This is a genomic window from Micromonospora sp. IBHARD003 (assembly GCF_056106285.1).
This window is the reverse complement of the sequence record NZ_JBWBBX010000001.1, coordinates 3,743,827-3,763,936: the sequence shown is the minus strand read 5'-3', so window position 1 is coordinate 3,763,936 and position 20,110 is coordinate 3,743,827. Positions and strand designations below refer to the sequence as shown.

Annotated in this window: 17 protein-coding genes; 15 read left to right on the top strand and 2 right to left on the bottom strand. The window is 71.4% G+C overall.

Annotated features, from left to right (window positions below; all coding sequences use genetic code 11):
• Positions 1 to 62 precede the first annotated feature (62 nt).
• From ACTWOL_RS16620 to ACTWOL_RS16575, 10 genes are all read left to right on the top strand, one after another.
• Complete coding sequence (locus ACTWOL_RS16620; protein WP_474297503.1) at positions 63 to 443, top strand: hypothetical protein; 381 nt, start codon at positions 63 to 65, stop codon at positions 441 to 443.
• A gap of 248 nt (positions 444 to 691) precedes the next feature.
• Positions 692 to 1,480: a TIGR03084 family metal-binding protein gene (locus ACTWOL_RS16615; protein ID WP_474297502.1), complete on the top strand. Its 789-nt coding sequence runs from the start codon at positions 692 to 694 to the stop codon at positions 1,478 to 1,480.
• 3 nt (positions 1,481 to 1,483) lie between these two features.
• Complete coding sequence (locus ACTWOL_RS16610) at positions 1,484 to 3,241, top strand: acyclic terpene utilization AtuA family protein (protein WP_474297501.1); 1,758 nt, start codon at positions 1,484 to 1,486, stop codon at positions 3,239 to 3,241.
• A gap of 121 nt (positions 3,242 to 3,362) precedes the next feature.
• Positions 3,363 to 4,961 (top strand): acyl-CoA carboxylase subunit beta, encoded by a 1,599-nt coding sequence (locus ACTWOL_RS16605; RefSeq protein WP_474297500.1) that lies wholly within the window; start codon positions 3,363 to 3,365, stop codon positions 4,959 to 4,961.
• A gap of 24 nt (positions 4,962 to 4,985) precedes the next feature.
• Positions 4,986 to 6,929 carry an acetyl/propionyl/methylcrotonyl-CoA carboxylase subunit alpha gene (locus ACTWOL_RS16600; RefSeq protein ID WP_474301178.1) on the top strand — a complete coding sequence of 648 codons (1,944 nt, stop codon included), beginning with the start codon at positions 4,986 to 4,988 and terminating at the stop codon, positions 6,927 to 6,929.
• Complete coding sequence (locus ACTWOL_RS16595) at positions 6,926 to 8,071, top strand: acyl-CoA dehydrogenase family protein (protein ID WP_474297499.1); 1,146 nt, start codon at positions 6,926 to 6,928, stop codon at positions 8,069 to 8,071. The genes ACTWOL_RS16600 and ACTWOL_RS16595 overlap by 4 nt, the downstream gene beginning before the upstream one ends.
• 44 nt (positions 8,072 to 8,115) lie before the next feature.
• On the top strand, positions 8,116 to 9,732 hold the full coding sequence (locus ACTWOL_RS16590) for a 4-coumarate--CoA ligase family protein (RefSeq protein WP_474297498.1): 1,617 nt from the start codon (positions 8,116 to 8,118) through the stop codon (positions 9,730 to 9,732).
• A complete protein-coding gene (locus ACTWOL_RS16585) occupies positions 9,729 to 10,463 on the top strand; it encodes an enoyl-CoA hydratase family protein (protein WP_474297497.1) in 735 nt (244 codons plus the stop codon). The genes ACTWOL_RS16590 and ACTWOL_RS16585 overlap by 4 nt, the downstream gene beginning before the upstream one ends.
• Positions 10,451 to 11,059, top strand: a complete 609-nt coding sequence (locus ACTWOL_RS16580; protein WP_474297496.1) for a TetR/AcrR family transcriptional regulator — start codon at positions 10,451 to 10,453, stop codon at positions 11,057 to 11,059. The genes ACTWOL_RS16585 and ACTWOL_RS16580 overlap by 13 nt, the downstream gene beginning before the upstream one ends.
• Before the next feature lie 321 nt (positions 11,060 to 11,380).
• Positions 11,381 to 12,436 (top strand): isopenicillin N synthase family dioxygenase, encoded by a 1,056-nt coding sequence (locus tag ACTWOL_RS16575; protein ID WP_474297495.1) that lies wholly within the window; start codon positions 11,381 to 11,383, stop codon positions 12,434 to 12,436.
• Positions 12,437 to 12,457: 21 nt separating this feature from the next.
• On the opposite strand, the gene ACTWOL_RS16570 is transcribed toward ACTWOL_RS16575, so the two are convergent.
• Positions 12,458 to 13,558: a citrate synthase 2 gene (locus tag ACTWOL_RS16570; RefSeq protein ID WP_474297494.1), complete on the bottom strand. Its 1,101-nt coding sequence runs from the start codon at positions 13,556 to 13,558 to the stop codon at positions 12,458 to 12,460.
• A gap of 294 nt (positions 13,559 to 13,852) precedes the next feature.
• On the opposite strand from ACTWOL_RS16570, the gene pdxH reads away from it, so the two are divergent.
• The 5 genes from pdxH (at position 13,853) to ACTWOL_RS16545 (ending at position 19,177) form a co-directional block, all read left to right on the top strand.
• Positions 13,853 to 14,512 (top strand): pyridoxamine 5'-phosphate oxidase, encoded by a 660-nt coding sequence (pdxH, locus tag ACTWOL_RS16565; RefSeq protein ID WP_474297493.1) that lies wholly within the window; start codon positions 13,853 to 13,855, stop codon positions 14,510 to 14,512.
• 291 nt (positions 14,513 to 14,803) lie between these two features.
• Positions 14,804 to 15,409 carry a helix-turn-helix transcriptional regulator gene (locus tag ACTWOL_RS16560; protein WP_474297492.1) on the top strand — a complete coding sequence of 202 codons (606 nt, stop codon included), beginning with the start codon at positions 14,804 to 14,806 and terminating at the stop codon, positions 15,407 to 15,409.
• A 244-nt stretch (positions 15,410 to 15,653) separates the two neighbouring features.
• Positions 15,654 to 16,559 (top strand): hypothetical protein, encoded by a 906-nt coding sequence (locus tag ACTWOL_RS16555; protein WP_474297491.1) that lies wholly within the window; start codon positions 15,654 to 15,656, stop codon positions 16,557 to 16,559.
• A 137-nt stretch (positions 16,560 to 16,696) separates the two neighbouring features.
• On the top strand, positions 16,697 to 17,053 hold the full coding sequence (locus tag ACTWOL_RS16550; RefSeq protein ID WP_474297490.1) for a hypothetical protein: 357 nt from the start codon (positions 16,697 to 16,699) through the stop codon (positions 17,051 to 17,053).
• A gap of 714 nt (positions 17,054 to 17,767) precedes the next feature.
• Positions 17,768 to 19,177, top strand: coding sequence for a PAS domain-containing protein (locus ACTWOL_RS16545; RefSeq protein ID WP_474297489.1), 1,410 nt, complete (start codon positions 17,768 to 17,770; stop codon positions 19,175 to 19,177).
• Between the two features lie 29 nt (positions 19,178 to 19,206).
• On the opposite strand, the gene ACTWOL_RS16540 is transcribed toward ACTWOL_RS16545, so the two are convergent.
• Entirely contained in the window at positions 19,207 to 19,962 is a 756-nt protein-coding gene (locus ACTWOL_RS16540) for an SIS domain-containing protein (protein WP_474297488.1), read from the bottom strand.
• Positions 19,963 to 20,110 lie beyond the last annotated feature (148 nt).

The following is a 20,110-nucleotide window of genomic DNA, read 5'->3' as shown; positions in this document are numbered from 1 at the left end:
CCGGGGCGGGCCGCGCAGGACCGGCGGCCCGCCCGCTCGACACAGAACGGGAGACAACGCCGATGCCCACCACCCAGGTCAAAGCCCGCAGCCGAGTGACCCTCTTCCCCCTCGAGGGCCTCACCGTCGCGTACACCACCCGGTCCAGCGACCCCCGCGGCCTCGGGGACATCGCCATCGTCGCCGTCACCAGCCCGGATACCGCACGGGGAGAGGATCTGTGGTGCCTGGCCCGCAGCATGTGGGGCCGCATCGCGACCGGGGAGGAGCAGGCGCGGTGGATCCTCACCCAGGCCCTCCGCGCCCGCATGGTCAGATGCGACGCCTACGAAGATCTGCCCGACGCGGAGTGGACCGCAGAGCTCGACCGGACATTCACGCTGACCGCGCTGTTCGCGAATCACGAGCTCCTCCGCACCGGCCGCTTCTCCCTGATCACCTAGAGACTGCCCCGGCCGGCCCCGCCCCCCGTCACGGCTGGCCGGGGCTCACCGCACGTATGAAAGCGACCCGCTCGGGCCCGGGGCGCCGGCCATGCGGGCCGCGTGCGCCCTCCGCCGTCCAACGCCCGTTTCCCGTGAAGGCCGAAAAAGTAAAGCAAGCATGCTTGCTTGTTTCTCTGGGCACTGACATGCTCCGGGCACTGGTCCCATGCCCGAGGCCGAGGGACATGTCCCGAGGGGAGCGCACTGTGTCCGACCCTGCCGTCGTGCTCGACGATCTGCGTGCCGAGAGCGAGGAACTCGACCGCATCGTGGCCGACTTGAGCGAGGAGCGGTGGGCCGCCGCCACGCCCGCCCCCGGGTGGGACATCGCCCACCAGATCGCCCATCTCGCCTGGACCGACGAGGTCGCCCTGCTCGCCGTCACCGACGCGGGCACGTTCGCCAAGCACGTCGAGGAGGCGCTCGCCGAGCCCGACACCTTCGTCGACCGGGCGGCCGAGGCCGGAGCGGAACAGCCCCCGGCCGCGCTGCTCTCCCGCTGGCGCGAGGGCCGTGAGCGGCTCGAGCAGGCGCTGCGCAGCGCTCCCCCCGGGGCCCGTTTCCCCTGGTACGGACCGCCCATGAGCGCCACGTCGATGGCCACCGCGCGGCTCATGGAGACCTGGGCCCACGGCCAGGACGTCGCCGACGCCCTCGGTGTCGTACGCGAACCGACCGCCCGGCTGCGGCACGTCGCGCACATCGGGGTCCGCGCCCGCGACTACGCCTACTTCGTGCGCGGACTGGAGCCTCCGCAGCAGGCGTTCCGGGTGGAGCTCACCGGGCCCGGCGGCGAAGAGTGGGCCTGGGGCGCGCAGGACGCTCCCCAGAAAGTCACCGGCCCCGCACTGGACTTCTGCCTGCTGGTGACCCAGCGGGCCCACCGTGACGATCTCGCCGTACGGGCGGAGGGCGCCGAAGCCGGCCGCTGGCTGGACATCGCCCAGGCCTTCGCCGGACCGGCGGGCCGGGGCCGTGCGCCGGAAGGGGCCTGACCGGTGGGAGAGCCCGTGACGCCGCTGCGGATCGGCAATGCATCAGGCTTCTACGGCGACCGCTTCGACGCCGTGCGCGAGATGCTCACCGGAGGTGAACTCGACGTCCTCACCGGCGACTACCTCGCCGAGCTCACCATGCTCATCCTCGGCCGTGACCGGATGAAGGACCCCCGTCTCGGCTACGCCAAGACCTTTCTGCGCCAGCTCGAGGAGGGCCTCGGGCTCGCCAGGGAGCGTGGGGTACGGATCGTCGCCAATGCGGGCGGGCTCAACCCGGCGGGTCTCGCCGACGCCGTACGCGAACTGGCCGACCGGGTCGGGGTGCCGGTGCGCGTCGCCCATGTCGAGGGCGACGACCTCTCGGCCCGCTTCCCGGACGCACTCGCCGCCAACGCCTACCTCGGCGGCGGTGGCATCGCCGAGTGCCTGCGCGCCGGGGCGGACGTCGTCGTCACCGGCCGCGTGACCGATGCCGCCCTCGTCACCGGGCCCGCACAGTGGTACTTCGGTTGGGCGCCCGACGACCCCGGGTACGACGACGCGCTCGCGGGCGCCGTCGTCGCCGGGCATCTGCTGGAGTGCGGGACGCAGACGACCGGCGGCAACTACTCCTTCTTCACGGGCCATGATCTGCGCCGTCCCGGCTTTCCGGTCGCGGAGCTGTATGCCGACGGCTCGTCCGTGATCACCAAGCACCCCGGCACGGGCGGACTCGTCGACACCGGCACCGTCACGGCGCAGCTGCTGTACGAGACCGGCGGCGCCCGCTACGCCGGCCCTGATGTCACCGCCCGGCTGGACTCGGTACGGCTGACGCAGGACGGTCCCGACCGGGTCAGGGTCAGCGGGGTGCGGGGCGAGGCCCCGCCGCCCACGCTCAAGACCGGTCTGGCGAGGCTCGGCGGCTGGCGCAACGAGGTGGTCTTCGTGCTCACCGGCCTCGATGTCGAGGCCAAGGCGGAGCTGGTGCGCGAGCAGGTGGAGGACGCTTTCGCACGCGCCAAGTCCCGTCCCGAGGAGGTGCGTTGGGAGCTCGCCCGTACCGACCGGCCGGACGCGGAGAGCGAGGAGAGGGCGAGCGCGCTGCTGCGGCTCGTGGTCCGGGACCGGGACGCGGCGGCTGTCGGCCGTGTCGTCAGCGGCGCGGCGATCGAGCTCGCGCTCGGCAGCTACCCGGGCTTCCATGTGACGGCGCCGCCCGGGAAGGGAGCACCGTACGGGGTGTTCGAGGCGGCGTACATCGAGGCGGAGTCGGTCGGGCACGCCGCCGTACTGCCGGACGGGCTGCGGGTGACCGTGCCGCCGGCACAGCGCACCCGGGACCTCGCACCGGTCCCGGAACCCCCGCTGCCCGAGCCGCTGCCGCCGGGGCCGGTGCGCCGTGCCCCGCTCGGCCTGGTGGCGGGCGCGCGCAGCGGCGACAAGGGCGGGGACGCGAACGTGGGCGTCTGGGTGCGGACACACGGAGCAGACGCAGCAGACACGGCAGACACGGCAGACACGGCAGATAAAGCAGACGCAGCATGGCGCTGGCTGGCCCATGAGCTCACCGTGTCCCGTCTGCGTGAACTCCTCCCGGAGACTGCTGACTTGACCGTCGAGCGGCATGTGCTGCCGAATCTGCGGGCGGTGAACTTCGTCATCCGCGGACTGCTCGGCGAGGGCGTCGCGTCCCAGACGCGCTTCGACCCCCAGGCGAAGGGCCTGGGGGAGTGGCTGCGGGCGCGGCATGTCGAGATCCCGGAGTGCCTGCTGTGACCGGGCCGGACGCACCCCGCTCCACCGCCACACACCCTGCGCCGGCTCCCGCGCCAACCCTCCTACCCGTACCCGTACCCGTACCCGTACCCGCCCTCGCCCCCGCACCGGAGGTGACCCCTTGACCGTTCTCCCCAGCACACTGGACGCCGCGTCCCCCGACTACGCCGCCCAGCGCGCCGCCATGCTCGCCAAGCTCGACGCGCTCGAGGCCGAGCACGCCAAGGCCCTCGCCGGCGGCGGAGAGAAGTACGTCGCCCGGCACCGCGGGCGCGGCAAGCTCCTCGCCCGCGAACGCATCGAGCTGCTGCTCGACCCGGACACCCCGTTCCTGGAGCTGTCTCCGCTCGCCGCCTGGGGCAGCGACTACCCCGTCGGCGCCTCCATCGTCACCGGCATCGGCACCATCGAGGGCGTCGAGTGCCTGATCACCGCCAACGACCCGACCGTACGCGGCGGCGCCAGCAACCCCTGGACGCTCAAGAAGATCCTGCGTGCCCATGAGATAGCGTTCGCCAACCGTCTTCCGCTCGTCAGTCTCGTCGAGTCCGGCGGTGCCGATCTCCCCAGCCAGAAGGAGATCTTCATCCCGGGCGGGGCGCTCTTCCGCGACCTCACCCGTCTGTCGGCCGCCGGAATCCCCACCGTCGCCGTCGTCTTCGGCAACTCGACCGCGGGCGGGGCCTACGTGCCCGGGATGTCCGACCACACGGTCATGATCAAGGAGCAGTCGAAGGTCTTCCTCGGCGGGCCGCCGCTGGTGAAGATGGCCACCGGCGAGGAGAGCGACGACGAGTCGCTCGGCGGTGCCGAGATGCACGCCCGCACCTCCGGTCTCGCCGACCACTACGCGCTCGACGAGCTCGACGCGCTGCGCCACGCCCGCCGTATCGTCGCCCGGCTCAACCACCGCAAGGCGCACCCCGATCCGGCGACCGCCGAGCCCCCCGTGTACGACGAGGAGGAGCTCCTCGGCATCGTGTCCGAGGACCTGAAGACGCCCTTCGACCCCCGCGAGGTGATCGCCCGGATCGTCGACGCCTCGGACTTCGACGAGTTCAAACCGCTCTACGGGACCAGCCTGGTCACCGGGTGGGCCCGGCTGCACGGCTACCCGGTCGGCATCCTCGCCAACGCCCAGGGCGTGCTGTTCAGCGCCGAGTCGCAGAAGGCCGCGCAGTTCATCCAGCTCGCCAACCAGCGCGACATCCCGCTCCTCTTCCTGCACAACACCACCGGTTACATGGTCGGCAAGGAGTACGAGCAGGGCGGCATCATCAAGCACGGCGCGATGATGATCAACGCGGTGTCGAACTCCAGGGTGCCTCATCTGTCCGTCCTCATGGGCGCGTCCTACGGTGCCGGGCACTACGGCATGTGCGGCCGGGCCTACGATCCGCGTTTCCTCTTCGCCTGGCCCAGCGCCAAGTCGGCCGTCATGGGTCCGCAGCAGCTCGCGGGCGTCCTGTCGATCGTCGCCCGGGCCTCGGCCACCGCGAAGGGACAGCCGTACGACGACGAGGCCGACGCCGCCCTGCGGGCCATGGTGGAGCAGCAGATCGAGTCGGAGTCGCTGCCCGCGTTCCTGTCCGGGCGGCTCTACGACGACGGCGTCATCGACCCGCGCGACACCCGCACCGTCCTCGGCATGTGCCTGTCCGCCATCCACACGGCCCCGGTCGAAGGCGCCCGCGGCGGCTTCGGCGTCTTCCGGATGTGAGGCCCCATGACCCCGAAATCTCCGATGATCGAAACCCTGCTCGTCGCCAACCGCGGTGAGATCGCCTGCCGGGTCTTCCGCACCTGCCGCGAGCTGGGCATCGCCACGGTCGCGGTGTACTCCGACGCGGACGCCGACGCCCTGCACGTCCGCGAGGCCGACGCGGCCGTACGGCTGCCGGGGGCGGCCCCCGCGGACACCTATCTGCGCGGCGACCTCATCGTGAAGGCGGCGCTCGCTGCCGGCGCCGACGCCGTGCACCCCGGCTACGGCTTCCTCTCCGAGAACGCCGGCTTCGCCCGTGCCGTCATCGACGCGGGGCTGGTGTGGATCGGCCCGCCGCCGGAGGCCATCGAGGCGATGGCGTCCAAGACGCGCGCCAAGCAGCTCATGGGGATCGCGCCGCTGGCCGAGGACGCGATCACCGAGGCAGAACTGCCGGTCCTGGTGAAGGCCGCCGCGGGCGGGGGCGGACGCGGTATGCGTGTCGTCCGTGAACTGGACGATCTCAAGGAGGAGTTGACCGCCGCCCGGGCCGAGGCGCTCAGCGCCTTCGGCGACGGAGAGGTCTTCGTCGAGCCGTACGTCGAGAACGGCCGTCATGTCGAGGTGCAGATCCTCGCCGACGCACACGGCACCGTCTGGGCCCTCGGCACCCGTGACTGCTCCCTGCAGCGCCGCCACCAGAAGGTGATCGAGGAGGCCCCGGCGCCCGGGCTGAGCGGTGAACTCCGCGTGGCACTGGACGGGATGGCCGTACGCGCCGCCCGGGCGACGGACTACCGGGGCGCGGGCACGGTCGAGTTCCTGATCGCCGACGGCAGGGCCCACTTCCTGGAGATGAACACCCGCCTCCAGGTCGAACACCCCGTCACCGAGGCGGTGTTCGGTGTCGACCTGGTCGCCCTGCAGATCCGGATCGCCGAAGGCGAGGCGTTGCCGGCCGAACCGCCCGCCGCCCGCGGCCACGCGGTCGAGGCCCGCCTCTACGCCGAAGACCCGTCCCGGGGCTGGGCACCACAGACCGGAACCCTGCACCGGCTCTCGCTGCCGGCCGGCTCGGGGGTGCGACTGGACACCGGCTTCATGGACGGGGACGTCATCGGCGTCCACTACGACCCGATGCTGGCCAAGGCCGTCGCCTGGGCGCCGACGCGCGCCGAGGCCGTCCGCAAGCTCGCCGGGGCGCTGCGGCGGGCCCGGGTGCACGGCCCGGTCACCAACCGGGAGCTGCTCGTACGGTCGCTGCGGCACCCCGAGTTCGGCGGCGCCCGGATGGACACCGGCTTCTACGACCGCCACCTCGAGGAGCTGACGGCCACCGACGACGGCACGGATGTCGCCGCACTCGCCGCCGCCCTGGCGGACGCGGCGGCTCGCCGCACGGGCGACGAAAACCGCGCGGGCGACGGGCACCGGGCCCTGCCCGGAGTCACCGCCCGCATCGGCGGCTGGCGCAACCTCCCGTCGCAGCCTCAGACCAAGCGCTACCTGGCGGACGGCACCGAACACGAGGTGCGCTACCGGGTCACCCGCCGTGGCACCGAGGCCGTGGACCTCCCCGAGGTGCGGGTCCTCGACGCGACCCCGGGCGCCGTACGGCTCGAAGTCGACGGTGTGCAGCGCCATGTGCGCGTCTGCCGCTACGGCGACCGGATCCATGTCGACACCCCCACCCGCTCCTACACGCTGACGGAGGCACCCCGCTTCCCCGACCCCACCGCCCAGCTCGAGCCCGGCTCGCTGCTGGCACCCATGCCCGGCACCGTCGTCCGTATCGCCGAGGGCCTCGCCCCCGGCGCGGGGGTCACCGCGGGGCAGCCGCTCATCTGGCTGGAGGCGATGAAGATGGAGCACCGGATCTCCGCTCCCGCCTCCGGCACGCTCAGCGCGCTCCACGCCGTCCCCGGCCTCCAGGTCGAGGTCGGTGCCCTTCTCGCCGTCGTACAGGAGGACGAAATCTCATGAGCAGCGTCATCGAGAGCGAAGAGCACACCGCCCTGCGCGCCGCCGTGTCCGCGCTCGGGCACCGGCACGGGCCGGGCCACGACCGTGAGGCACTGTGGTCCGAGGCCGCCAAGCTCGGCTACCTCGGCGTGAACCTTCCCGAGGAGTACGGCGGCGGGGGCGGCGGCATGGCCGAACTGTCCATCGTGCTGGAGGAGCTGGGCGCGGCCGGCTGCCCGCTGCTGATGATGGTGGTCTCGCCCGCCATCTGCGGCACGGTCATCGCCCGCTTCGGCACCGGGGAACAGAAGCGGGACTGGCTGCCGGGGCTCGCCGACGGCAGCCGCACCATGGCGTTCGGCATCACCGAGCCCGACGCCGGGTCCAACTCCCACCGGATCACCACCACGGCGCGCAGGACCGAGGACGGCTGGGTCCTCACCGGCCGCAAGGTCTTCGTCTCGGGCGTCGACATCGCCGACGCCACACTCATCGTCGGCCGCACCGAGGACGCGCGCACCGGCAGGCTCAAGGCCTGTCTCTTCATCGTCCCCCGGGACGCCCCCGGCTTCGGCCGCTCGCAGATCGACATGGAACTGGACGCCCACGAGAAGCAGTTCGAGCTCGTACTCGACGACGTCGTACTGCCGAAGGAAGCCCTCGTCGGGGGTACCTCCGCCGAAGAGGACGCCGGGCTGCTCCAGCTGTTCGCCGGGCTCAACCCGGAGCGGATCATGACCGCTGCCTTCGCGATCGGCATGGGCCGCTACGCCCTCGCCCGTGCGATCTCCTACGCCAAGGAGCGCCAGGTCTGGAAGGCTCCCATCGGCGCCCACCAGGCCATCGCCCACCCGCTCGCCACGGCGCACATCGAGCTGGAGCTCGCCCGGCTGATGATGCAGAAGGCCGCGGCGCTCTACGACGCGGGTGACGACGCCGGCGCGGGCGAGGCGGCGAACATGGCCAAATACGCGGCCGGCGAGGCCTGTGTGAAGGCCGTCGACCAGGCCGTCCACACCCTCGGCGGCAACGGCCTGACTCGTGAGTACGGCCTGGCCCGGCTCGTCACCGCGGCCCGGGTCTCCCGGATTGCCCCGGTCAGCCGGGAGATGATCCTCAACTACATATCCCATCAGTCCCTGGGTCTCCCCAAGTCGTACTGAGAGGCGACATTCTGGCGGCACGACTCAACGCCGAAGGGGCTGTGATGGTGTTCACCAGCGAGTACGCGGACGTCCCGGTCGTCTCCCTCCCCATCCACGACGCCGTCCTGGGCCGTGCGGCCGAGTACGGGGACACCCCCGCCCTGATCGACGGGGCGGGCGACATGACGATCAGCTACGCGCAGCTCGACACGTTCCACCGGCGCATCGCCGCGGCCCTCGCCGACGCCGGTGTGAGCAAGGGCGATGTGCTCGCCCTGCACAGCCCCAACACGGTCGCCTACCCGACGGTCTTCTACGGTGCCACGCGCGCCGGGGCGTCCGTCACCACCGTCCATCCGCTCGCCACGGCGGAGGAGTTCGCGAAGCAGCTGCGCGACTCCTCCGCCCGCTGGATCGTCACGGTCTCCCCGCTGATCGAGACCGCCCGCCGGGCCGCCGAACTCGTCGGCGGCATCGAGGAGATCTTCGTCTGCGACCAGGCGGAAGGGCACCGCTCGGTCCTCGGCATGCTCGGCTCCGGCGCGCCCGAGCCCGGCATCGCCATCGATCCCGCCGAGGACGTCGCCGTCCTCCCTTACTCCTCGGGCACCACCGGCGTCCCCAAGGGCGTCATGCTCACCCACCGGTCCATCGCCACCAATCTGGTCCAGCTGGAGCCGGTGATACCGATGAAGCCCGGCGACCGGATCCTCGCCGTGCTGCCGTTCTTCCACATCTACGGCCTCACGGCCCTGATGAACGCCCCGCTGCGGCACGGCGCCACCGTCGTCGTCCTGCCCCGCTTCGACTTCGACCAGTTCCTCGCGGCGATCGAGAAACACCGCATCAACGGGCTGTACGTGGCACCGCCGATCGTGCTCGCGCTCGCCAAGCACCCGGCGGTGGCGCGCTACGACCTCTCGTCGCTGGAGTACATCGTCAGCGCCGCCGCCCCGCTCGACGCCCGGCTCGCCCAGGCCTGCTCGGCCCGGCTGGGCCTGCCGCCGGTGCGCCAGGCCTACGGCATGACCGAACTGTCGCCCGGCACCCATGTCGTGCCGCTGGACGCCGCCGCCCCGCCGCCCGGCACCGTGGGCAAGCTGCTGCCGAACACCGAGATGCGGCTGCTGTCCCTCGACGACCCGGTCCGTGACGCGGCCCCCGGCGACGAGGGCGAGATCGCGATCCGAGGCCCGCAGGTGATGAAGGGCTACCTCGGCCGCCCGGAGGCCACCGCCGACATGATCGACCCCGACGGCTGGGTGCACACCGGCGACATCGGCCACGTCGACGAGGACGGCTGGCTGTTCGTCGTCGACCGCGTCAAGGAACTCATCAAGTACAAGGGCTTCCAGGTCGCCCCGGCCGAGCTGGAAGCCCTGCTCCTCACCCATGAGGGCATCGCCGACGCGGCCGTGATCGGGGTGTACGACTCCGACGGCAACGAGATACCGAAGGCGTATGTGGTGCGGCAGCCGTCCGCCGGCGGGCTCCTCGAGGAGGACGTGACGGCGTACGTCGCCGAACGCGTCAGCCCGTACAAGAAGATCCGCCGCGTCGAGTTCATCGACGCGGTGCCGCGTGCCGCTTCGGGCAAGATCCTCCGGCGCGAGCTGCGCACCCGTGAGAGCGACCGCGGAAGCGGGCGCGAGAGCGACCTCGAGAAGGAGAACACATGACACTGGTCGCCATGGCGTCCGCGCGTGGGATCGCGACGCTGACCCTGGACTCGCCGGCGAACCGCAACGCACTGTCGGCGCGGCTCGTCGGCGAGCTCGCCGACGCCCTGACCGCCTGCGGGAAGGACCCGTCCGTACGGGCCGTCGTCCTCAGCCACACCGGCACCACCTTCAGCGCCGGTGCCGATCTGAAGGAGCCGCCGAACCCGTACACCTTCGTCTCCCTGCTGCGGCAGATCATCGAGCTGCCCAAGCCGGTGGTGGCCCGGGTGGCGGGCCGGGCGCGGGCCGGCGGCCTCGGCCTGGTCGGCGCCTGCGACGTCGCCGTCGCCTCGTCGGCGTCGGACTTCGCGTTCACCGAGGTGAGGATCGGGGTCGCCCCCGCGGTGATCTCACTGCCGCTGCTGCCGCGCCTCGAACCGCGCGCGGCGGCCCGCCACTATCTGACGGGCGAGGTCTTCGACGCCGCGGAAGCCGCCCGCACCGGGCTGCTGACCGCGGTCGCCGACGATGTGGACGAGGCCCTCGTGCCGATCCTGGACGGCTTCCGCAAGGCGTCACCGGTGGCCCTGGACGCGACGAAACAGCTGCTCACGGCTAGGGTGCGGGAGACCTTCGACCGAGACGCGGAGGACCTGGTCCAGCGCTCGGCGTCGCTCTTCGCCTCGGCGGAGGCGCGCGAGGGGATGACTGCGTTTCTCGAACGACGGGACCCCGCATGGGTGTTGTGACCTCCCCCGCAAACCCGGCCGGTCAGGCCAAGGAACCCAAGCAGGACCGCAGCCGTGCCACCCGGCAGCGACTCCTGGAGGCCGCCGTCGCCTGCCTCGCCGAACGTGGCTGGGCAGGCTCCACGGTCTCCGTGGTGGCCGAGCGGGCCGGGGTCTCGCGGGGCGCGGCACAGCACCACTTCCCGACCCGGGAAGACCTGTTCACGGCGGCCGTCGAATACGTCGCCGAGGAACGCTCCAACGCCCTGCGCGCCCTCCCGGTGCAGGACCGGTCCGCCGTGGTGGAGGCCCTCGTCGACCTCTACACCGGCCCGCTCTTCCGTGCGGCCCTCCACCTCTGGGTCGCCGCATCCAACGAGGAGCAGCTGCGCGAGCGGGTCACCGAACTGGAGGCCCGCGTCGGCCGTGAGACCCACCGCATCGCGGTGGAGCTGCTCGGCGCGGACGAGTCGGTCCCGGGGGTGCGGGAGACGGTCCAGGGCCTGCTGGACATGGCACGCGGCCTGGGGCTCGCGAACCTGCTGACGGACGACGCGGCACGGCGGAAGCGGGTGGTCGGGCAGTGGGCGGCGCTGCTGGGGGAGACGCTGGGCTGAGGCCGGTGATGCGGTCGCCGAAGATCGGCGAGGAAACGCATCCGCGTATCGAGATATGCCGTAGGCGGATGTGACCCTGGTCATCCCCGCTTGCCGTGGCCGGGGCGTATCCTTTCGGCATGCTTCCGCTCGTACGCCGCCGCCACGTGGACTTCCTCCGCGTCACGAGCATGGGCTGTCGGGCTTACCTCTGCCTCTGACGCAAGCCCCCACTCCACCCCACCCGGTCCTCCGGCCCCGCCCCACCCAGGCGCCGCCGGCAGTACGAGTCACCGGACACCACCGGGACCGCGACCGGGCCACACCCCAGCGGACGCACCCATGTCTCTCTCGTCGATCCCCCCGCACCACGAACCGCGGAGCTCGCAGGACTACGCGCAGCTTCCGGTCATCGACCTCTCCGCGGCCGACCGCGGCCCCGAAGCCCGCGCCGAGCTGCACGCGAAGCTCCACAGCGCGGCCCACGACGTCGGCTTCTTCCAGCTGATCGGCCATGGTGTGACCCAGGCCGAGACCGACGCCCTGACGCAGGCGATGCGCGCCTTCTTCTCGCTTCCCGAGGCCGACCGGCTCGCCATCGACAACGTCAACTCGCCGCACTTCCGCGGCTACACCCGCATCGGCGACGAGCGCACCGGCGGCAGCCGCGACTGGCGCGACCAGCTGGACATCGGCGCCGAGCGGCCCGCGCACATACCCGGGCCCGGCGAGCCCGCGTACTGGTGGCTCGAGGGCCCCAACCAGTGGCCCGCCGCACTGCCCGGGCTGCGGACCGCCGCACTGGACTGGATCGACCGGCTCAGCGCCGTCGCCCACACGCTGCTGCACGAGCTCCTCGCCGCCATCGGCGCCCCGCAGGACTTCTACGACGAGATCTTCGGCGACCGCGCCCATCTGCATCTGAAGCTGGTGCGCTACCCCGGAAGCTCCGGCGACGGTGCGGACCAGGGCGTCGGAGCCCACAAGGACTACGGCTTCCTCACCCTGCTCCACCAGGACACGATCGGCGGGCTCCAGGTGCAGCGGGAGGACGGCGCCTTCCATGACGTACCGCCGATGCCCGGCGCGTTCGTCGTGAACCTCGGCGAGCTGCTCGAGGTCGCCACCAACGGCTATCTGATCGCCACGAACCACCGGGTGGTCAGCCCTCCCGGCGCCACCGAGCGCTACTCGGTGCCGTTCTTCTTCAACCCGCGGCTCGACGCCCGTATCGCGCCGCTGCCGTTCCCGTACGCGTCGGACGCCCCCGGCGTCACGGCGGACCCCACCAATCCCCTGTTCGCGGAGTACGGCCGCAACGAGCTCAAGGGCAAGCTGCGGGCACATCCGCTGGTCGCCGCCCGCCACCACGCGCATCTGGTGGAGCGGGCGGCCTGACCCTTCCGGCCGGCGAGGGCCTCAGCCCGCGATGTCCGCGTAGCCCTGGATGTCGTGCGGGTCGCGCGCACCCGGACCGATGTACCGGGCGGACGGCCGCACCAGCCGCCCGGTGCGCTTCTGCTCCAGGATGTGGGCCGACCAGCCGGCCGTGCGCGCGCAGGTGAACATCGACGTGAACATGTGCGCCGGCACCTCGGCGAAGTCCAGCATGATCGCGGCCCAGAACTCCACGTTCGTCGCCAGGACCCGGTCCGGGCGGCGGTTGTGCAGCTCCTCCAGCGCGGCCTTCTCCAGTGCCGCGGCGATCTCGAAGCGCGGGGCGTCGAGCTCCTTCGCCGTGCGGCGCAGCACCCGGGCCCGCGGGTCCTCCGCGCGGTACACCCGGTGGCCGAAGCCCATCAGCCGCTCGCCCTTGTCCAGGGCCTTCTTCACATACGCCACCGCGTCGCCGGTGCGCTCGATCTCCTCGATCATGCCGAGCACACGCGAGGGCGCGCCGCCGTGCAGCGGACCGGACATGGCGCCGACGGCACCCGAGAGAGCGGCGGCCACATCGGCCCCGGTCGAGGCGATGACCCGGGCGGTGAACGTCGAGGCGTTCATGCCGTGCTCGGCGGCCGACGTCCAGTACGCGTCCACGGCCTTGATGTGCTTCGGGTCCGGCTCGCCGCGCCAGCGGATCATAAAGCGCTCGACCACCGACTCGGCCTTGTCGATCTCCCGCTGCGGCACCATCGGCAGCCCCTGGCCACGGGCACTCTGCGCCACGTAGGAGAGGGCCATCACGGCGGCGCGTGCCAGGTCGTCGCGCGCCTGCGCCTCGTCGATGTCGAGCAGCGGCTTCAGCCCCCACACCGGCGCCAGCATCGCCATGGCCGACTGGACGTCGACACGGATGTCACCGGAATGGACCGGGATCGGGAACGGCTCGGCGGCCGGCAGACCGGGATTGAACGCGCCGTCGACCAGCAGGCCCCAGACGTTGCCGAACGAGACATGGCCGACGAGGTCCTCGATGTCGACGCCTCGGTAGCGGAGCGAGCCGCCCTCCTTGTCGGGTTCGGCGATCTCCGTCTCGAACGCGACGACTCCTTCGAGTCCGGGTACGAAGTCGGACATCAGGCGGCTCCTCAAGATGTGTGCGAGACAAGCTTCGGCCCGGGGAGGGTCACCCCGGTGATGCCCCGTGCGGTGGCTGGTCACCCTCCAGGTCCTGTCCGGGCGATCTTCTTGGGCCCGCCCCGGACAGGACCTAGCCGGTCGTGGGAAGGCAACAGTGGTTCAGCGCAAGATTTTGGCCGGTCCCACTGATGCGGGGAAGCGTGACATCCGGCACACTGCGCCGATCTTCTCTCCGAGGATTAGCGACCCTCCGGGCTGGGCAAACTGCGGCCCTGCGGCAGGATGGCTCCCGTGACCGACGCCCTCGACCCCGCAGCCATGCGTGAGCACTACCGTTCGACGCCTCTCGACGAGGCGGATCTTCCGGCGGAACCGATGGAGCAGTTCGTCCACTGGTTCAAGGACGCCGCGGCCGGCCTGGTGCACGAACCGAACGCCATGATCGTGTCGACGGCCGCTCCCGACGGCCGTCCCTCGTCCCGCACGGTGCTGCTCAAGCAGTTCGACGACCGGGGTTTCGTCTTCTACACGAACTACGACTCCCGCAAGGGTCAGGAGCTCGACGCCAACCCGTACGTCTCGCTGCTCTTCCCCTGGCACTCGCTCACCCGCCAGGTCATCGTCAGCGGCACCGCCGCCCGGGTGGGCCGCGACGAGACCGCCGCGTACTTCCGCACGCGCCCCCACGGCTCGCAGCTCGGAGCCTGGGCCAGTACCCAGTCCTCCGTGATCTCCTCCCGTGCGGAACTGCTGCGGCGCTACGAGGAGCTGGCGACCCGCTATCCGGAGGCGGAGCAGGTGCCGGTCCCGCCGCACTGGGGCGGCTACCGGGTCACCCCGGAGACGGTCGAGTTCTGGCAGGGGCACGAGAACCGGCTGCACGACCGGCTGCGGTACGTGCGGGACGCCGCGTCCCGTACCGGCTGGCGGGTGGAGCGCCTGGCACCGTGATCGTCCGCGGACGGGCACCGCGTGACGCCGTGATCGTTCGCGTACGAGCATCGCGCGGCGTGGGCGGTCGGTCGGCGCTGCACCGATGCCGCCGGCCCGTGAACCGTTTCATGTGACAGTCCGTCAGAACGTGATGCCGGGCCGTGAGCACCCGATCACTGCCCGGCATCCCGGCCTGGCGGCGGGCGGGTATCGCGGCGGTCGGCCGGGACCGGAACGTCGTTTCTTTTGGCCGAGGCAGACCTTTCAGGTCCCCATGCCACGTTGCGTCTCCAAGACATCGGAGTACACATGAAAAGCGCAACACATGCAGCCGACGTGGGAATTTTACTTTCCCTCAATCGAAACCAAGAGATAGTGCATGGAAACGCCGAATTCTTCCGGCAGTTCGGCCGGACCGCGGACGAACTGTGCGGCCGGCGGTTCCACGACCTCGTGGCGCCGAGCCTGCGTGAGCCCCTGGCCGGTCATCTGACCCGGCTGTTCCGTGGTGAGCTGGACCGGTTCACCAGCCAGATCGTGGTGCCGAGGCCGGCCACGTCGCCGCTGACGGGAGTGCTGACCGCCGCGGTCCTGCGCGGCGGCCGGCAGGGCGGCAACGTGGCCGTCCTCCTCGTCCGCACGGTGGAGGCAACGGCTCCGGACGGCGCCGGCGAAACCCGGAGCCTGAGCGAGGTGGACGGCAAAATCCTGGAGGGAATTGCGGCGGGGCTGACGTCGGAAGTCCTGGCATCACGGTTGTTCATCAGCCGCCAGACGGTGGAATACCATATCGGCAGGCTGTTGCGGAAGCTGGGCGTATCGAATCGGGTGGCGCTGGTCGCACGCGCCTATTCGCTGGGCATTCTGGAAATGGGTGCCTGGCCACCCAGGGTCGTCGACGACTCCGTCAAATAGGAACCCGGGACCATGGTGGGCTCCGCGCCGGCCGCGGAGCCCACGACCATGCGGTTCCGGTGCCGCCACCGCCCGGGCATACCTCCGCCGCACCCTGCCCGAGCCGATCCCGCTCCCGGGAGGGCATTGTCGCAGCATTAGAAGAACAACTAGAAGGGAGGTTTCCTTGTTGATCGGCCGATGACGTGCCTGAAAACCTTCCTCTCGCTCAGGTCACATTCGGCTCCGGGAAGGTAAGCCCAGCATGGGATCCATTCCAGCCATACCTGCCTTACCGCGTATCCCCAGGCATGTCGCGAGCATGGCCTGTGTCGCGGCCGTCGCCGCATGTCTGCTGGCCACCGGGTGCTCCGCCGGCGGCGCGAACGATGCGGCGGACACGGCCCCGACGCCGCCGGCCATCGAGGCTTCCCCGGCACCGCCCGCCACCGGGTACGACGGGCTCATGGCGCTCCCGCTGTCCGCCTACGGCACCTCGGAGAAGGACGACGAACGGCAGTTCACGGCACGAAAAGCGCTGGTCGTGAAGTGCATGAAGAGCCGTGGGCACCGGAGCTACTCGGGCCAGAGCATGATCCGGGTCACCGGGCAGGACGGCGAAGCGATCCGCCCGGCCGGCGCCTGGGGCTACATCGGCCCGGCGACGGCGAGGCGTCAGGGGTTCCATGAAGGGCAGACGATCCCGGACGCGCCGGGCCTGACCGCCGCACAGGACAAGGACTTCCAGGCGTGTCTGGACGCGGCGGAAAAGCAACTGCCGACGCTGGTGGGTACCGACGGCTGGACGCTGACCCAGCGCCTGTTCGACCAGTCACTGCAGCAGACGGGTGCGGACCGGCGGGTGATCGCCGCGCGCACACGCTGGAGCACCTGTATGACACAAGCGGGCCACCCGGCCCAGGACCCCGAGAAGCTGGCCGCCGGCCCCTGGGAGACGGAGAAGCCGACCGGGGACGAGATCGCCGCGGCTACCGCCGCCGAGGCCTGCACGAGGTCATCGGGCCTGGCCGCCGTCTATTTCGCGGTACTGACGGGCTATCAGCGGCAACAGGTGTCCGGTAACGCCGCCGCGCTGACCGCCTACCGGAAGCAGGTGCAGGCGCAGAGCGGCCAGGTCGTGCACCTTCTGACAACGCTGTCGGCGACCTGAGCCTACGGGACAGCTCTTGGCGCTCACCACGACTTCCGGACGGCGCCATGCCCGAGCGCGCGCTCTCCGCGCCGTCCGGTCGGCACAGAAAGACGGCAAGGAAAACGGCAGGAACACCGATAAGAAAGAGAACCCGTATGCCTCGTATGCTCAAGCGGGCGGCCGTGTCCGTGGGGGTGGCCACCGCCCTGACCCTGGGTCTGCCCATGTCGCAGGCGTCCGCGATCAATCAGGTCCAATGCGCCGGACGCAACGATTTCCTGAAGGTCTACTTCCATCTCATCGGGACCCCGGTGGCTGTCTGCTTCGCGAACGCGGGCACCACCAAGGGGCTTTACATGTACGACCCCATCGGCATCACCTCGGGAAACAACGCGGGGGCTCTCCACGTCAAGAAGAAGGGTTCCGGAGCTGCGACCTGGGTCGGATTCAGCAAGTGGTCGGCTACGAGGCTCAATGACTACCAGGTGATAGACAGGGTGTACATCAAGTGACGGGTCCGTCCCGATAGCGGGGTGACCTGCGCTGCCGCCCGCCCGGATCGCAGAAAATCCCGGCGGGCGGCTTCGGTGCGGGTGGCAGGCCGTGGTGTGCGCCCCCTGCGGGTGCGCACCACCTGTCTCGCGCCGGTTCTCGTTCGGCGACCCTCTTGGGCGGCCGCTGACCCGGGTGAGGATGTCGGCGATGTCGCAGAAGGCTGAGTGCTTCCGGTCCCGTCGGGCGCGCACCCCGTGTGGGACGCCCTGGGGGCTGGGCTGGCGGGCGAACCGGTCTCGGGCGAACCGGTCTCGGGCGAACCGAGCCGGACGAACCGAGCCGGACGAACCGAGCCCGGAAAGGCAGAAACCCGTGGGCTCAGGTCTCCTCCGAGGAGGAGGCCGGCCGGACGTGCCGGCGAGCCCACGGGTCGGTGACTGCTTGGATTTCGGCAGACAGGCCTGCCGCGGTGCACAGAGTGCGACGACGGGCCGTCAGCCCGCAGCCACCTCGCTCGTCCGGTAAGAAATCACTTCCGAACCACCTCCTTTCCAACGTGCCGCCCACCTTAAGAACCTCTGGAGCCCCGCTCAACCCTTTTTCGGGATCCGCTGCAGGGCACATCGATTTCCGGGAAATTCGTGTGTCCTGCGTCACGTTCCAGTTGAATGACAGGTGTGCCGCCTGTGGAGTGGCACAGACCGAGGACACGTCCTGCAGGGGGTGCCAGGATGAGTGCTTCCAGGAGCGAGACCACCAGCGCGCTCGGGCCCGACGAACCGGGGCCCGGCGGGCCGGCGCGTGAAGGGCCGGAGCGGGACGGCCCGGGGTCCGATCTGCTCGCCGCGCTGCTGGACGGGATGGACGCCGCGCTGTGCGCGTTCGACGCCGACGGTGTCGTCACGCACTGGAACCGGGAAGCCGAACGGATCCTCGGCTGGTCGCCGGAGGAGGCCGTGGGGCGGCGCGGATTCGCCGGATGGGCCGTCCGTACCGCCGACGCCGACGAGGTGCAGGGGCGGCTGATGGCCGCGATGCAGGCGCCGGGGCGGCAGGTGCACGAGTTCGCACTGCTGCGCAAGGACGGCGGGCGGGTGCTGGTGAGGACCCAGTCGGCGGGAGTGCGCGGCGCGGACGGGAAGCCGGCCGGGGTGTACTGCGCCTTCAGCGAGGTCCATGCGCAGATCGACCTGGAGCGGTCGATCGCCCTGAGCGAGGCCCTGTTCGACGACGCCTCATGGGGCGTCGTCCTGGTGGACGTGGACCTGCGCCCGACGGTCGTCAACGCGCGCGCGGCGCGGATGCTGGGCTCGCGCGGACGGACGGCCCCGCTGGGCCGGCCGCTGGGCGAACTGGTCGTCCAGGGCGTGGAGGAGCTCGAGGGCGCCCTGCACCATGTGCTCGCCGAAGGGGCGCCGGGCGGGCCGGCGGAGCTGTGGGTGACGGTGCGCGGCGGCGAGTCCGACGCGGGCGAGCGCCGGCGGTGCTGGCGCAGCGGCTTTCTGCGGCTGGCTTCCCCCCTGGCGGAGGAGCCGGTGCCGCTGGGGGTGGGCTGGCTGTTCCAGGACGTGACGGAAGACCGGCTCAAGGCGCGGCAGGCGGACCGGCTGCGGTTCCGGTACAGCCAGCTGCACCGGGCGGCCCGGGCGGCCGCGGAGTGCGAGGACCCGATGGAGGCGGCCACGGCGCAGGTGGACTTCGCGCTCGCGGGGTTCGCGGACCATGCGCTGGTCGACGTCGTGGCGGGCGGTCGGGAAGACCTCGGAGAACGGCTGGTACGCACCGCCGCGACGCCCTCGGGCGCGCCGGGACCGGTGGCCCGGGTGACCGGAGCGGGTATCCCGGTGCGCTACGGCCCGGGGCACCCGGCGTTCCAGGCGATGGACCGGATCGGATCGGTCCGTACGAGTGCGAGCACCGACGGTGGGACATGGGCGGCCGAACGGCAGTGGCCGCGCGACGCCGTGCACGCACTGTGCACCGTGCTGCGCAGCCGCGGCCGCACGCTCGGGGTGCTGACCTTCCTGCGGGCCTCGAACCGCCCCGCCTTCGAGGCGCCGGACGCGGTGTACGCGGAGAGCGTGGCCACGGGTGTGGCGTCGGCACTCGACCTGTCGGGGGTGCGGGGCGAGCGGACCTAGGAGGGCTCGGGGGGCCTGCCGCGGCGGCGTCAGTGCCGGTAGAAGATCCGGTCCGCGTACTCCGCCATGACGCGCCGGTTCCACTCGTGCCCGCCGTCCACGTTCCCCGACCGCAGCAGGGGCGGTTCGATCCCGCGCGCGGCGAGTTCGGCCGCGGCCGCGGCCATGGTCGCCTGCATCAGCGCGCTGGTGACGACCGTCGACGCCGGGGCGAAAGGCGCGCCGATGCCCTCGGCCGTCAGCTCTGCGTCGCCGACCGCGATCTTGGAGTCGAGCACGATGTCGCAGTGGTCCTTGAGGTACGTACCCGAGGCGTGCCGGGACCGCGTCTCCGTCGCGTAGGCCACCGATGTCACGCCGATCACCGTGAGTCCGAGGGCCCGGGCGCTCATCGCCATCTCCACCGGCAGGGCGTTGCGGCCGGACAGGGAGACGATGATCAGCAGATCGCCGGCGCGGGCCGGGCTGGAGTCGAGGACGGCGCCCGCGAGTCCCTCCACGCGCTCCAGCGCGGAGCCGAGCGTGGCGGGCATGACGTCCACACCGACCGTACCGGGCACGGGCAGAAGGTTCATCAGCGCGAGGCCGCCCGCGCGGTAGACGACGTCCTGCGCGGCGAGGGAGGAGTGGCCCGCGCCGAAGGCGAAGAGCCGCCCGCCCGCCTCGACGGTGTCCGCGACGGCGGTTCCGGCTGCCGCCACATGCGCTGCCTCCTCCCGGCGGACCCGCTCGAGCAGTCCGATCGCGGCGTCGAAGAACCGCCCGGCCGGCGTGGTCTCACCCATGGCGGGTGCCCCTCTCTCCTCGTGACGCGGATCACAGTGCGGTCTGGACCAATGCCCTGTCAATGCGGAGTCGCACGGGTGGGCCCGGTTGTCAGCGCCATGCGTCAGAATTGAGCCAGGGCCATGCACGATTGTTTTGTCACAGCAT